This window comes from Sphingobium sp. FG125, from assembly GCF_057809795.1.
On record NZ_JBMDKQ010000003.1, the window covers coordinates 205,610 to 219,377 of the forward strand.

Here is a 13,768-nt window from a genome sequence, read left to right on the forward strand (position 1 = left end):
GGTTTTCTCGGACTTGGAGAGTGAGAAAAGCGATCACGGCTTATCGGATTGATCGATCCAGTCACCGCGCCCTCCATCACCCCTCCATTGCCCCAGCGCCAGCATCATGGCGCGTTCGACCATGGCCTGGGCTTCTTCCGCCGAGAAGGTGGTGGGATCGAGGCAGATTTCCAGCCACAGGCCATCGACCAAAGCGGTCAGGCTGATCGCGGCGAGGCGCGCGCGGTCCTGGGGCATTTCCGGCACGATGGCGCGCAGCAGCGTTTCGAGCTGGGCGCGCGTGCCGCCATAGACGTCGGCATGGATGGCAGCGATGCGGGGATCGGTCCTCACTAGGCTCCAGAAGGCGGTCCAGGTGGCGAGCAGATCGGGATCGAGAATGGGCGCGCGGAAATTGGCCTGGAGGCAGGCACGCAACTGGTCGCGCGGATCATCGCCCGCTTCCTCGACCGCCTGTTCGAGCGCGGCGGAGACTCGCGCGCCGACATCCTCATAGGTGGCGACGATGAGCGCATCGACACCCTCGAAATAATGGGTGAGCAGGCCCGACGACACGCCCGCGCGTGCGCAGATGGCGCGGACGGAGGTGCCAGCGACGCCCTTTTCGGCGAGGCAGCGCGCGGTCGCCTCGATCAGCGCCTGCCGTCGCACGTCCGCCGTCTCGCGAATGAAGCGCGCTCTGGGTTTGGAAATTACGTTACGTTTTGCTAGCTTTTCTGTCATTATCGTCCCCCAAGCCTCTCTTTGGGGTCTGTCGGCGCGGCTGGCAAGATAGGCCTTTAATTCGGGCGTGTCTCTAGCGGCGAAAACTGTCTGCGGCGGCGCTGGCCAGCCGGTCGGCGCGTTCATTTTCTGGGTGGCCGGCATGGCCCTTGACCCATTTCCACGTCACCTGATGTGGGGCAGCGGCCTGGAGAAGCGCCTGCCAGATTTCGACATTCTTGACCGGCTTGTTGTCCGCGGTGCGCCAGCCCTTCTTCTGCCAGCCGAACACCCATTTGGTGATGCCGTCCATGACATATTTGCTGTCGGTGTGGAGCGTGACGCGGCAGGGTTTCTTGAGCGCGTTGAGCGCCTCGACCGCGGCCATCATCTCCATGCGGTTGTTGGTGGTGAGTGCTTCGCCACCCGACATTTCCTTTTCCGTATCACCAAAGCGCAGCACCGCGCCCCAGCCGCCGGGGCCAGGGTTGCCCTTGCACGCGCCGTCGGTGAAAATATCGACTGTGGGGATGTCGGTCATTATTAGCCTTGCACTGCCAGTCGGTTTCTCGACTTCGCTCGAAACGAACGGATGTTGGAGTTAGGCGCCCAGCAGGTCCGCCGGATTGGCGCTGGCGTAGAAATCGAGGCGGCGCAGATAGGCGAGGGGATCTTTGCGGGTGACCAGCGCGTCGGGCGGCGTGTTGATCCAGTCATAGGCGCGGGTGAGCAGGAAGCGCAGCGCTGCGCCCCGGCACAAGATGGGGAAGGCGGCGCGTTCCGCATCGGTCAGGCCGTGGGCGGCGTCATAGCCTGCGCCCAGCGCTGCCGCGCGATCGGCGAAGAAGGTCGCGCCGTCATGGCTGAACACCCAGGCGCTGTGGGTGATGGCGAGGTCATAGACGCGAATGTCGGTGCAGCTGAAATAAAAGTCGATGAGGCCCGTGACCCGATCGCCCAGCATCAGCACATTGTCGGGGAAAAGGTCCGCATGGATGACGCTGCGGGGCAGGTCGGCGGGCCAGTGGGCGTCGAGAAAGGCAAGTTCGTCGCGCACGCGGGCGGCCAGGCCCGGCGCGATCTGATCGAAATCCTCGCCGCATCTGGCCGCCAGATCATGCCAGCCGGCAAGGTCCAGCGTATTGCGCCGTTCGAGCGGGAAGCCTTCTGCCGCGCGGTGCAGTTCGCCTAGCGCTGCGCCGGTTGCGCGGGCCTGTTCAGGGGTCGGTTCGGTCAGCGAAATGCCGGTCAGAAATTCGATCAGACAGGCGGGACGGCCCGACAAGGTCTGGAGCCGCTGGCCGTCCCGGTCGGCGATGAAGCGCGGGACGAGGCAGCCGCGCGCGCCCAGATGGTCGAGCAGGTCCATGAAGAAGGGCAGGTCCGCCTCATCCACCCGCTTTTCATAGAGGGTCAGGATATAGCGGTGGCCGGCGCCATCATGGCCGGTGGTTTCGAGCAGATAATTGCTATTCTCCACCCCTTCGGCAATGCCCTTGGCCGACACAAGGCGGCCTGCATCATAGCGGGCGAGGAAGGCATCAATCTCTTCGGCGGGAACATGGGTATAGACGGCCATGACTTATGCCGTCTCCAGCCCGCGTGGCAGCTTGAAGGCGATGGTCTCGCGCGCGGTTTCGACTTGCTCCTCGGCCACGGTGAAGCGGGTGGCGATGGCGTCGACCACTTCGCGCACCAGTATTTCGGGCGCGGAAGCGCCAGCAGTGAGGCCCAGCGTGGCGACGCCTTCAAGCCAGGCAAAGTCGATCTCATCCGCGCGCTGGATCAGGCGGGCAGGGGTGCCCTCGCGTTCGGCGACCTCCACCAGCCGCAGCGAATTGGAACTGTTGGGTGCGCCGATGACATAGAGCGCGTCGCAGCGCGCGGCGATCGCCTTGACCGCCGTTTGGCGGTTGGATGTGGCGTAGCAAATATCCTCCCCCTTGGGCGCGACGATCGAGGGAAAGCGCTCTTGCAGGGTGGCGACGATCGCGGCGGTATCATCGACCGACAGGGTGGTCTGGGTCAGGAAGGCGAGATTGACGGGATCGGCGGGGTTGAAAGCCTGCGCATCCTCGACCGTTTCAATGAGCGTCATGGTGCCGTCCGGCACCTGGCCGAAGGTGCCGATGACTTCGGGATGCCCCTTATGCCCGATGAACAGGATGTGGCGGCCATCCTTGACCTGCCGTTCGGCCTGACGATGAACCTTGCTGACCAGCGGGCAGGTGGCGTCGAGATAGGAAAGGCCGCGTTCCTCCGCCTTGGCTGGCACCGCCTTGGGCACGCCATGGGCGGAAAAGACGACCGGCACGCCGTCCGGCACCTGATCCAGTTCCTCGACAAAGATTGCGCCCTTGGCCTTCAGGCTGTCCACAACATATTTGTTATGGACGATTTCATGGCGGACATAGACCGGCGCTCCATAGGTTTCGATCGCCCGTTCGACGATGATGATGGCGCGGTCGACCCCGGCGCAGAAACCGCGCGGGGCGGCGATCAAAAGGGTCATGGGCGGGCGGGCGGCGGCGCTGTCGGTCATGGCTTTGCGCTTAGGCGAATGTGGGCCGGGAGGAAAGCCGCTTCCTTGCGGTTGCGCGAGGGGCGGGGGATGGATAAGGAAGCGCAAAGCTTCTGGCCGACGGGCCATGCCAAGGAATTTCTGCCTGTGCCAAGGAATATCAGCCTGTCTCATACTGCCCCGTCCCGCGCCGTGCTGGCCCGGATCGTCACGACCGGCATGGTGGCGCTGGCCCTGGCGGGTTGTTCGCGCCGGGGGGAAATCGACGCGACGGGCGGCATTGTCGCGGTGCGCTCCGCCTGCCCGACTGCGGCTGTGCCAGCCTATACCGGCGACATCACCCTGTTCAATCCGGCGCAAAGCCGCGACGCAGCGGCGATCGACGTGGTGGCCGACATCACCAATTTGCGGTCGACCTGCACCGATGGGGAACAATTCTATACCGAGGCCAGCTTCACCGTGAATGCCCGGCGCAGCGACGCCAGCGTGGCGCGGCAGGTGACCTTGCCCTATTTCTCCGCCGTGGTGCGGGGCGGCAATGCCGTCGTCGCCAAGCGGGTCAGCCAGGTGACACTGAACTTTGCCGCAGGCGAGTATCGCGCCAGCGCGCAAGCGAAGGCGGGTTCCTATGTCGACAAGGCATCGGCATCGCTGCCTGCCGACATTCAGGCCAAGATCACCCAGAAGCGCAAGGCGGGCGACGCGGATGCCGCGATCGATCCCTTCGCTCAGCCCGACGTCAAGGCAGCCCTGCAACGAACCAGCTTCGAGCTGCTCGTGGGGTTTAACCTGACCCAGGACCAGCTCAAATATAACGCGACCCGCTAAAGCCCGTTACATATTTCCGTTCGGGCTGAGCGAAGTCGAAGCCTGCCACTGAGCGGAGCGAAGTGCCTTCACTCCGTTCAGGTTGAAACGAGTCCCGTGCCTCGTTTCAACCTTCGACTTCGCTCAGGACGAACGGTGTTGAAGGAAATGTCCGTGTCCCTCTATACCCGTTTCACCGCCCATCTCGACACTGTGCTGGACATATTGGAGGCCGACGGCGTCCTGCCTGCTGGTCTCAATCGCAAGCCGGTGACAGTCGAGCCGCCGCGCGATGCGTCCCATGGCGATCTGGCGACCAACGCGGCGATGGTGCTGGCCAAGCCTGCGGGGACGAACCCGCGTGCGCTGGCCGAGGCGATCGTGGACAAGCTAGAAGGGCTGACCGAGGTGGCGAGTGCTTCGATCGCCGGGCCGGGCTTTATCAACCTGACGTTGACCGATGTGACATGGCGGTCGGAACTTGCCGTGCTGGCGGCGGAGGGTGACGATTATGGCCGGTCCGACATCGGGCAGGGCGTGACCGTCAATGTCGAATATGTTTCCGCCAACCCGACCGGTCCGATGCATATGGGCCATTGCCGGGGCGCGGTGGTGGGTGACGCGCTGGCCACCCTGCTGGAATATGCCGGGCATAAGGTGACGCGCGAATATTATATCAATGACGCGGGCGGGCAGGTGGATGTTCTCGCCCGGTCGGCGCATCTGCGTTATCGCGAGGCATTGGGCGAAGATGTCGGCGCGGTGCCCGAAGGCCTGTATCCGGGGGACTATCTGGTGCCGGTGGGGCAGGCGCTGGCCGTCGAATATGGCGACCGGTTCGTGGGCGCGCCGGAGGCTGACTGGCTGGTGACGTTCCGCAGCTTTGCCGTGGCCAAGATGATGGACATGATCCGCGCCGATCTGGCGCTGCTGGGCATTCATCACGATATTTTCGCGTCCGAAGCGGAATTGCAGGCGGCGGGCAAGCCCGACGAGGCCGAAGCCTGGCTGCGCGCGCATGATCTGGTCTATGACGGCGTGCTGGAAGCGCCCAAGGGCGAATTGCCTGATGACTGGGAGCCAGTGGTGTTGCCGCTGTTCCGCTCGACCAAGTTCGGCGACGATCAGGACCGGCCGATCAAGAAATCCAACGGCAGCTGGACCTATTTCGGTGCCGACATGGCCTATCATTATCAGAAGGCCCAGAGCGCCGACCAGCTGATCGATATTTGGGGCGCGGACCATGCCGGGACGGTCAAGCGCATCCAGGCGGCGGTCGCGGCGCTGACGGAGGGCAAGGCGCGCTTCGACGTCAAGCTCATCCAGATGGTGCGGCTGCTGCGCGACGGCGAGCCGGTGAAAATGTCCAAGCGCGCAGGCAATTTCGTGACGCTGGCCGATGTCGTGCAGGAAGTGGGCAAGGATGTCGTCCGTTTCACCATGCTGACGCGCAAGGCCGACGCGCAGATGGATTTCGACTTTGCCAAGGTGGTGGAGGCGTCGAAGGACAATCCGGTATTCTACGTCCAATATGCCCATGCGCGCATTTCTTCGCTGGGGCGGCGGGCGGAAGAGGCGGGGATCGTGCTGCCAGCGCCTGACCTGTCCCTGCTTGGGACAGCGGAACTGGGGCTGGTCAAGCTGGCGGCACAGTTCCCGCGCGTGGTCGAAGGGGCGGCGCTGACCCGCGAACCGCACAGAATTGCATTTTATCTTAATGATTTGGCTTCGGCCTTTCATGGCTGGTGGAATATGGGCAATGATGATCCGCGCGCGCGCGTCATTCTGGCCGACGATCCGGCGCTCACGTCGTCGCGGCTTTTCCTGAGCCGTGGAATAGGGCAGATTATACGCAATGGCCTTGCGCTTATGGGCGTGGCGGCATTGACTGAACTGAACTAGAGCGGGCGGAGTTTCGGACGATGGGCGATTATGCACGGGGCCGGCTGGATTTTGACGATGAGGACCGGCTGCCCTGGCTGGAGCCTGCGGTCGATGACGAGGATGAGAACAGCATCTCGCCGCTGCGTCTGCTGTGCCTGATCTTGCTGGGCCTCGCGCTGATCGGCGTGGTTGTGGCGGGCATATGGTGGGTGCAGAATCGCAATGGTCCGGGCGCAGCGGGCGAAGGCCAGCTGATCGCCGCGCCTGCGGACAATTACAAGATCGCCGCCAATGAAGCCGACGCCAAGAAGTTCGATGGCGAAGGCGACGCGAGTTTCGCGGCAAGCGAGGGCGTGCCGCGCGACGGGCGGATCGACGCCAGCCGCGTGCCGGAAGCGCCGATCACCAAGACCGCGCCCGCGCCGACCGGGACCAAGCCGGTCGTCCCGGCCAAGCCTGCACAGAGCGTGAGCGCGCGCGTCGCTGACGAAACCAGCGATCGCGTAGCAGTCGCGCCCAAGGCTGCACCGGGCGGCGCGCTGATCCAGCTGGGTGCCTATGGCAGCGCGGCGGGCGCCAAGGACGCCTGGACCAGGCTGTCCAAGCGCTTTGCCTATCTCGCGCCGCTCACCATGGTCGTCGAGCCGGCAGAAGTGGGCGGCAGCACCGTCTATCGCCTGCGCGCCAGTGCGGGCGGGCAGGCCAGCCTGATCTGCGGCAAGTTGAAGGTAGCCGGCGAAAGCTGCATGGTGGTCAACTGAGCCTTCGACATCGGGCATCCTGCCCGTTACCATTGCCCCATGAAACCCGTCATCTTCGGCCTGTCCGGCGCAACCCTGACCCCTGACGAGCGCGCGTTTTTCGCCGACTCACAACCGGCCGGCTATATCCTGTTCCGGCGCAATATCGTCGATCGGGCGCAGGTTCGCGCGCTGACCGACGATTTGCGGGCGCTGCATGGCCGCGAGGACCTGCTGATCATGATCGATCAGGAGGGCGGCCGGGTGGCGCGGATGCAGGCGCCGGTATGGCCTGATTTTCCGGCTGGGGCAGTGTTTGATCGGCTCTATGATGTCGCGCCGTCGAGCGCGATCGCGGCGGCGCGCGCCAATGCCCGTGCTATTGCGCTGACGCTGGCGGAGGTCGGCATCACGGTCGATGCGTTGCCGCTGCTCGACGTGCGGCAGGAGGGGGCGAGCGACATCATGGGCGACCGCACCTTGGGCGCTGAGCCGATGCGGGTGGCGGCGCTGGGACGCGCGACGCTGGAAGGGCTGGCCGATGGCGGGGTGGTTGGCATCGTCAAGCATGTGCCGGGCCATGGCCGCGCGCTGGTCGACAGCCATCTGGAACTGCCGGTGGTGCGGGCGGACGCCGACGCGCTGGCGAGCGACCTGCAACCGTTCGAGCGACTGCGCGACGCGCCGATGGGGATGACCGCGCATGTCGTTTACACCGCCTGGGACGCGGATCGCCCGGCCAGCCTGTCGCCGACCGTGATCGAGGAGATTATCCGCGGCCGAATCGGCTTTGACGGGCTGTTGATGTCGGACGATCTGGACATGAAGGCGTTGCAGGGCAGCATCCCCGATCTGGCGACCGGTGTGGTCGCCGCGGGGTGCGATCTGGCGCTCAATTGTTGGGGGCGGATGGACGATATGGTCGGGATTGCCGACCGGCTGCCGGAGATTACGGACGCGGGACGTGCGCGGCTGGACCGCGCGATGGCATCGGTGGAGCGCACCGGGGATCAGCCGGAGTTGGGAGAGTTGCTGGCGAGGCGGGACAGGTTGTTGGGGTTGGTGGCGGCTTGAGGGGTGTGTGGGACTCATCCTCCCCTTTAAGGGAAGGGGGACCGGCGGAGCCGGTGGAGGGGGGGCGCCCTCTCGATAGCTGGACACCCCTCCGTCAGGGCTTCGCCCTGCCACATCCCCTTGCAGGGGAGGATTGAGGTGGACGACCTGTTCATTGCGCCCGCCATCCCAAGCCCCGACACGCTGACCGTCAGTTTTGATGCGTGGGAGGGGCCGCTAGATCTGCTCTTGACGCTGGCACGGTCGCAGAAGGTGGATTTGCGCGAAATTTCGATCCTGGCGCTGACCGAGCAATATCTGCAATTCATTGACGGCGCGCAGCAGCTGAAGCTGGAGCTGGCGGCGGATTATCTGGTGATGGCGGCGTGGCTGGCCTATCTCAAATCCGCCTTGCTGCTGCCGCGTCAGGAGCAGGTCGATCCCAGCCCCGAAGAAATGGCGCTGCGGCTGCAATTGCGGCTGCAACGGCTGCACGCGATGCGCGATGCGGCGGCGCGGCTGATGGCGCGAGACCGGGTGGGGCGCGACGTGTTCGTGCGACGCAGGCCAGAAGGATTGCGGCTGGTGCGCAAGGCGAAGTGGCAGGCGAGCCTCTATGACCTGATCCAGTCCTATGGCCAGATTCGCGCCCGGACCCAGCCCGCCGTCCATGTCATCGCGGTGCGACCGGTGATGACGCTGGACGAGGCGATCCAGCGGGTCGGCGCGCTGGTCGGCGCGGCGATCGACTGGACGCAGTTGGAGGCGTTTTTGCCGACCGGGCTGGACAATGCCAAGGCGAAGTCGGCGCTGGCGAGCAGTTTCGTCGCGGCGCTGGAACTGGCGCGACAGGGGCGGCTGGAAATCCAGCAGGACGGGATTTTCCAGCCCATCTATCTGCGCGCCGGGGTGCCGGATAGGGGAGCGGAGGCATGAACGGGGAACCGGACGATTATCTGCGCGCGGTCGAGGCGGCCTTGTTCGTGGCCGAAGCGCCGCTGACGCCCGCCGAATTGCGGCTGCATGTCGGCGATGCGGGCGATCTGGCGGCGGCACTGCGGCAATTGGCTGACGACTATGCCGGGCGCGGCATCAATCTGGTCGAGCGGGGCGGGCGCTGGCATTTCCAGACGGCGGCGGACCTGGCCCATATATTGCGGCGCGAGAAGGATGAGGCGCGCAAATTGTCGCGCGCGGCGATGGAGACGCTGGCGATCATCGCCTATCATGAGCCGGTCAGCCGCGCCGAGATAGAGGCGATCCGCGGCGTGCAGGTGGCCAAGGGGACGCTGGACGTGCTGATGGAAGTAGGATGGGTGCGGCCAGCGGGGCGGCGCGAAGTGCCGGGGCGGCCGCTCATCTATGCGACCACCGTAGATTTTCTGTCACATTTCGGGCTTAGCAGCCGCCGTGACCTGCCGGGTATCGACGATCTGCGCGCCGCCGGGCTGCTCGATCCGGTCGATTTGGCGCTGGAGGGTCTGGGCGGGCAATCCGTTCTGGAAAATGACGATGATGTGGCCTAGATAGGTTCACTTACTGGAGTATTTTATCATGGGTTCCTTCTCGCTGATGCACTGGGTGATCGTGCTCCTGGTCGTCATGCTGCTGTTCGGTGGCGGCCGGATTTCCGGCCTGATGGGTGACGTGGCCAAGGGTATCAAGAGCTTCAAGAAGGGCATGGCGGACGATGACGACGTTGCCACCCCGGCCAAGCCTGCGACCCGGCTGGAAGGCCATCGCGTACCCGAACAGGATGCGACCACAGCTACCGAAGAAAAGACCAAGGCCTGACGCTCAGGCGCCGGGTGGTAGGGTAGCCACGCATGTTTGGTATTGATTCGACCGAGTTTCTGCTGATCGTCATCGTTGCGGTGATCGTGATCGGGCCGAAGGATTTGCCGCGCGCGCTCTACAAGGTAGGGCAGATCGTGGGCAAGGCGCAGGGCATGGCGCGCCATTTCCGCACCGGGCTGGACGCGATGGTGCGCGAGGTCGAGCTGGAGGAGCTGGAGAAGAAGTGGGCCGCGCAGAACAAGCGGATCATGGACGAGCATCCGCCAGAGGTGGCTGCGCCTGCGATGGAAGCACTGCCTTCGCCTGAGGCTGAGGCTGAGGCAGCGCCTGACGGGCCGCCGCCCTTTGTGGCGCAGTCGGCACCCGTAGCGTCGGCCAATGATGCGCCACCCTATCTGGCCGGGGAAGCGGCGGCTGACAGCAAGAGCGGGTCGGCGGCATGATCGGCGATATTGACGAGAGCAAGGCACCTTTGCTCGACCATCTGATCGAGCTGCGCGGTCGGTTACTCAAATGCGTCTATGCGCTGGTGCTGACCGGAGCGGTCTGTTTCTATTTTTCCGAGCAATTGTTCGCGATCCTGGTCCATCCGCTCAAGGAAGCCTTTGGCGATGGCGGCGGCAAGCTGGTCTATACCAAGCTGTATGAAGCGTTTTTCGTGCAGGTGAAGATCGCCTTTTTCGGCGCTTTCTGCCTGTCCTTCCCGATCATCGCCAACCAGCTATGGGCGTTCGTCGCGCCGGGCCTCTATGCCAAGGAAAAGAAGGCGTTGTTGCCGTTCATTTTGGCGACGCCCTTCCTGTTCGGTCTGGGCGCAAGTCTCGCCTATTTCGTAGTGATGCCGACCGCCTTCCACTTCTTTCTGGAGTTTCAGGGCAATAGCAGCGGCTTGCAGGTCGAGGCCTTGCCGAGCGCGGACGCCTATCTGGGGTTGGTGATGCAGTTCATCCTGGCGTTCGGGATCAGTTTCCTGATGCCGGTGCTGCTGATGCTGCTCAACCGCGCCGGTTTCGTCAGCCGGGCGCAGCTCATCGGTCTGCGCCGTTACATGATCGTGGCGGCCTTCATCGTCGCGGCGGTGCTGACCCCGCCCGATGTCGTATCGCAACTGATGCTCGCGATCCCGCTGCTGCTGCTCTACGAAATCACCATCGTCGCGATCTGGTTCACCGATCGGCGGCAGGCGAAGATGCAGGACGCGGAAGAAGCGTCGGCCTGACACAAAAAGCGGCCCGCCTTTTTGAGGGGCGGGCCGATGCTTGGGAGTCGGGTAGTCGTAAAGCAGAAGGCGATCAGTCCGCCGCCTTCTCCACGGCTTCACCAGCGCTCTGTACGTCCCGGCCTGCGCCTTCGACAGTGTTGCAGGCGGCGACCATCAGCGAGCCGGTGAGCAGCAGGGCTGCGAGAATCTTTTGCGTCATCGAAACTCTCCTTGAGAAACGTGCGACCGCATGGGGTGAGCCATGCCAGTGACGTGAGACAGAACCCGCCGATGAAGCAAGCGTTCCGACCGCGAAAAATTTAATGATTTCAAGAAGAAAAACGCCGCAAAAAGTCTGAGCCCGGAACGCGTCGGGGGGGGGGAGGCGTTCCGGGCTCATATTGTGTGGATAGCAAGAGCGGGGGGCAAAAGATTTGCTATCCGAAATAGAGAACCCACAATATCACCATTCGGTTCCCGCAAATGCCCAAAAAAGTGCTTTTTTAATCCCACGCGATTCCAGATATTTGGCTGGTATCGCGGGGGTTAACCGGAAAAAAGTTGAGCCTTAGACGATCGGGCGGCCGCTGTTGCGATATTCCGGGCGGATCGTGGATTCCGGCAGACTGTCGTCGCGATTGGCGGGCGCCGGGCGCGTGACGGGCGCGGTCCAGCCGGTCGATGGCAGGGTGGGCGCAGCGTTGCCGAAGGGGGCGACGAACGGTTCGACCGGGACAACCGGCTTGGCTGGCCAGACCCGGCGCGCTGGTCCGGATATCGTCTCCCGCCCCAGATAGGCGGCGCGGAAGGCGGCGGGTGTGCCGTTGAAGCCGGGGTTGCGGTAGAAGATATGCGCGCCGATGACGGCGACAGGTTGCAGGCTGGACGACCAGTTGGGGCGCACCGCCAGCGTATGATAATGGGTGGCAAGGCCTACGGGCGCATAGACGCGGCCTGCCAGCGCATCCTGCGCCACCCGCCGCGCCCGCACCCATTGGGCAGCGGCGGGCAGGCGCGCCATCGCGCCGTCGCAGCTGAAGGTGAACTGGCATTTATAGTCGGTGCGTTCCGACCCTTCATAGACGACGCCGCACACCGTGTTGGGCCAGAGCTGGCTGCGCACGCGGTTGAGCACGACCTGGGCCACGGCGCGCTGGCCATCGTCCGGTTCGTTCCCGGCTTCATAATAAATGGCCGATGTCAGGCAATTGAGCGCGCGATAACTGTCGAGGCCGGTGATGCCGCGAAACACGGCAGCGGGTGCGGCCTTGACCTCGTCCAGCCCCATGACATGCTCGCTCTGAACCGTCAGCGCGCCGGGAACTGGATCGAAAGCGCCCTCTGCAAAGAAGAAGGCGGAGCCGGGGAAGTTGGCGGCGGCTTCCTCCGCCGGGTCGTCCTGGGCGTGATGTCCCTCCAGCATATCGAGCGGGGCAGCGGTGATGAAGCGCGGCGCGACGAGCGCGGCAAGGACGAGCGCGATGATGCCGCTACGCCCTCTCCATCCGATCGCGTGCATTCCAAACCCTTTATTTGTGGCGATCCGGCATCGCCCATGCCGCCCATAGACGCATTTCCTTTCCACTTCCTCCCCGGATTCGCCCCTGTACCGCGATGGGACAGGGAAAGGGGCAGGGGTTAATGTGGCGGTGAAATCGGCTCTTTTGGCCGACCATCATTCCCTTGCTTGGCAAAGGTGCGCGGGGTCCGCTATGCGTGGGGGATGCTGCTACAACCCCATAGTCTCGCGCTGATCGGCAATACGCCGATGGTGCGCCTTGCCGGTCCCTCCGATGCGACCGGCTGCGATATTTTCGCCAAGTGCGAATTTGCCAATCCCGGTGCGTCGGTCAAAGACCGTGCCGCCCTGTTCATCGTCAATGATGCCGAGGAGAAGGGGCTGCTCCAGCCCGGCGGCACGATTGTCGAGGGGACGGCGGGCAATACCGGCATCGGCCTGGCGCTGGTCGCCAATGCCAAGGGGTACAAGACGATCATCGTCATGCCTGAAACCCAGAGCCGCGAGAAGATGGATACGCTGCGCGCGCTGGGGGCGGAGCTGGTGACGGTGCCCGCCGCGCCCTATTCCAACCCCGGCCATTTCGTCCATACATCGCGCCGCATGGCGGAGGAGACGGAAGGCGCGATCTGGGCCAACCAGTTCGACAATATCGCCAACCGCAAGGCGCATATCGTCGGTACTGCCGAGGAAATCTGGATCCAGATGGAGGGCCGCATCGACGGCTTCACCTGTGCCGCTGGAACGGGCGGGACGATTGCGGGCGTGGGGCTGGGCCTCAAGGCCAAGGACGAAAATATCACCATCGCGCTCAGCGATCCGCACGGTGCGGCGCTGTACGAATATTATGCCTGTGGCGAGTTGAAGGCGGAAGGGAGCTCGGTTGCCGAAGGGATCGGGCAGGGGCGTATTACCGCCAATCTGGAAGGCGCGCCGATCGACACCCAGTTCCGCATTTCCGATGAGGAAGGGCTGGAATGGGTCCGCCGCCTGCTGGCCGAGGAAGGGCTGTGTCTGGGCCTGTCGTCGGGGATCAATGTCGCTGGCGCGGTGGCGCTGGCGCGGCAATTGGGGCCGGGCAAGCGGATCGTGACGATCCTGTGCGACACCGGATTCCGCTATCTGTCGACGCTTTATAACCGGCAATGGCTGGAATCTAAGGGCTTGACGGTCTTTCCCTGGCTGGCGCAGACTGCATGAGCGCCGACACGGGTCGCGGCAAAGAACAAATGAGCGCAGTCATGGCTGAAACACCCCGCCGAATGGAAGGGTTGCAGCGCGTCCAGATCGGGCTGACCGGTCTGGCGGGTGTCGTACTGCTCGTCGGACTGGCCAATATCGTCATTGACAAGGCGCGGATGGATGACGCGGCGCTGCCGCCGCCGACGGTGCCGACGATGGAGTCCACCAACGCCGTGTCGCCCAAGGACCCGCTGGCTGAACTGGGCGTGCAGCCCGCGCCGGAACAGGCGCCGGTCGTCCCCGACCTCCAGCCCGATCCCAATCTGCGCAAGCCGATGGACCGCGATCCGCAGCAGCGTTGA

At 64.2% G+C, this 13,768-nt stretch carries 17 protein-coding genes; 11 read left to right on the forward strand and 6 right to left on the reverse strand.

Going from position 1 to position 13,768, the window contains the following annotated elements:
• Nucleotides 1-33 precede the first annotated feature (33 nt).
• The 4 genes from betI to ispH form a co-directional block, all read right to left on the reverse strand.
• Entirely contained in the window at nucleotides 34-723 is a 690-nt protein-coding gene (gene betI, locus ACODSR_RS04250) for a transcriptional regulator BetI (RefSeq protein ID WP_489073987.1), read from the reverse strand.
• Nucleotides 724-796: 73 nt separating this feature from the next.
• Nucleotides 797-1,243, reverse strand: a complete 447-nt coding sequence (gene rnhA, locus ACODSR_RS04255) for a ribonuclease HI (protein ID WP_489073989.1) — start codon at nucleotides 1,241-1,243, stop codon at nucleotides 797-799.
• A gap of 60 nt (nucleotides 1,244-1,303) precedes the next feature.
• Complete coding sequence (gene thrB / locus ACODSR_RS04260) at nucleotides 1,304-2,281, reverse strand: homoserine kinase (RefSeq protein ID WP_489073991.1); 978 nt, start codon at nucleotides 2,279-2,281, stop codon at nucleotides 1,304-1,306.
• Nucleotides 2,282-2,284: 3 nt separating this feature from the next.
• Nucleotides 2,285-3,244, reverse strand: a complete 960-nt coding sequence (gene ispH / locus ACODSR_RS04265) for a 4-hydroxy-3-methylbut-2-enyl diphosphate reductase (RefSeq protein ID WP_489073993.1) — start codon at nucleotides 3,242-3,244, stop codon at nucleotides 2,285-2,287.
• A 198-nt stretch (nucleotides 3,245-3,442) separates the two neighbouring features.
• Between ispH and ACODSR_RS04270 the strand changes: the two genes are divergently transcribed.
• From ACODSR_RS04270 to tatC, 9 genes are all read left to right on the forward strand, one after another.
• The gene (locus ACODSR_RS04270; RefSeq protein ID WP_489074175.1) at nucleotides 3,443-4,051 is read left to right on the forward strand and encodes a hypothetical protein; all 609 of its coding nucleotides are present in this window, start codon (nucleotides 3,443-3,445) and stop codon (nucleotides 4,049-4,051) included.
• 153 nt (nucleotides 4,052-4,204) lie between these two features.
• A complete protein-coding gene (gene argS / locus ACODSR_RS04275) occupies nucleotides 4,205-5,932 on the forward strand; it encodes an arginine--tRNA ligase (protein ID WP_489073995.1) in 1,728 nt (575 codons plus the stop codon).
• Nucleotides 5,933-5,952: 20 nt separating this feature from the next.
• Entirely contained in the window at nucleotides 5,953-6,675 is a 723-nt protein-coding gene (locus ACODSR_RS04280; RefSeq protein WP_489073997.1) for an SPOR domain-containing protein, read from the forward strand.
• A 39-nt stretch (nucleotides 6,676-6,714) separates the two neighbouring features.
• Complete coding sequence (nagZ, locus tag ACODSR_RS04285) at nucleotides 6,715-7,728, forward strand: beta-N-acetylhexosaminidase (RefSeq protein ID WP_489073999.1); 1,014 nt, start codon at nucleotides 6,715-6,717, stop codon at nucleotides 7,726-7,728.
• A 138-nt stretch (nucleotides 7,729-7,866) separates the two neighbouring features.
• Nucleotides 7,867-8,643 (forward strand): segregation and condensation protein A, encoded by a 777-nt coding sequence (locus ACODSR_RS04290; protein WP_489074001.1) that lies wholly within the window; start codon nucleotides 7,867-7,869, stop codon nucleotides 8,641-8,643.
• On the forward strand, nucleotides 8,640-9,233 hold the full coding sequence (gene scpB / locus ACODSR_RS04295) for an SMC-Scp complex subunit ScpB (RefSeq protein ID WP_489074003.1): 594 nt from the start codon (nucleotides 8,640-8,642) through the stop codon (nucleotides 9,231-9,233). Before ACODSR_RS04290 ends, scpB begins: the two co-directional genes overlap by 4 nt.
• Before the next feature lie 28 nt (nucleotides 9,234-9,261).
• The gene (locus ACODSR_RS04300; RefSeq protein WP_217673283.1) at nucleotides 9,262-9,501 is read left to right on the forward strand and encodes a twin-arginine translocase TatA/TatE family subunit; all 240 of its coding nucleotides are present in this window, start codon (nucleotides 9,262-9,264) and stop codon (nucleotides 9,499-9,501) included.
• 32 nt (nucleotides 9,502-9,533) lie between these two features.
• Nucleotides 9,534-9,947: a Sec-independent protein translocase protein TatB gene (gene tatB, locus ACODSR_RS04305; RefSeq protein ID WP_489074005.1), complete on the forward strand. Its 414-nt coding sequence runs from the start codon at nucleotides 9,534-9,536 to the stop codon at nucleotides 9,945-9,947.
• Nucleotides 9,944-10,723, forward strand: a complete 780-nt coding sequence (gene tatC / locus ACODSR_RS04310; protein WP_489074007.1) for a twin-arginine translocase subunit TatC — start codon at nucleotides 9,944-9,946, stop codon at nucleotides 10,721-10,723. The genes tatB and tatC overlap by 4 nt, the downstream gene beginning before the upstream one ends.
• 73 nt (nucleotides 10,724-10,796) lie before the next feature.
• On the opposite strand, the gene ACODSR_RS04315 is transcribed toward tatC, so the two are convergent.
• Nucleotides 10,797-10,925 carry an entericidin A/B family lipoprotein gene (locus tag ACODSR_RS04315; RefSeq protein ID WP_489074009.1) on the reverse strand — a complete coding sequence of 43 codons (129 nt, stop codon included), beginning with the start codon at nucleotides 10,923-10,925 and terminating at the stop codon, nucleotides 10,797-10,799.
• 348 nt (nucleotides 10,926-11,273) lie between these two features.
• The gene (locus tag ACODSR_RS04320) at nucleotides 11,274-12,224 is read right to left on the reverse strand and encodes a cell wall hydrolase (RefSeq protein WP_489074011.1); all 951 of its coding nucleotides are present in this window, start codon (nucleotides 12,222-12,224) and stop codon (nucleotides 11,274-11,276) included.
• Nucleotides 12,225-12,428: 204 nt separating this feature from the next.
• Here ACODSR_RS04320 and ACODSR_RS04325 point away from each other — a divergent pair, with 204 nt between their 5' ends.
• Nucleotides 12,429-13,424: a cysteine synthase A gene (locus tag ACODSR_RS04325; RefSeq protein WP_489074013.1), complete on the forward strand. Its 996-nt coding sequence runs from the start codon at nucleotides 12,429-12,431 to the stop codon at nucleotides 13,422-13,424.
• Nucleotides 13,425-13,465: 41 nt separating this feature from the next.
• Nucleotides 13,466-13,768, forward strand: a complete 303-nt coding sequence (locus tag ACODSR_RS04330) for a hypothetical protein (RefSeq protein WP_489074015.1) — start codon at nucleotides 13,466-13,468, stop codon at nucleotides 13,766-13,768.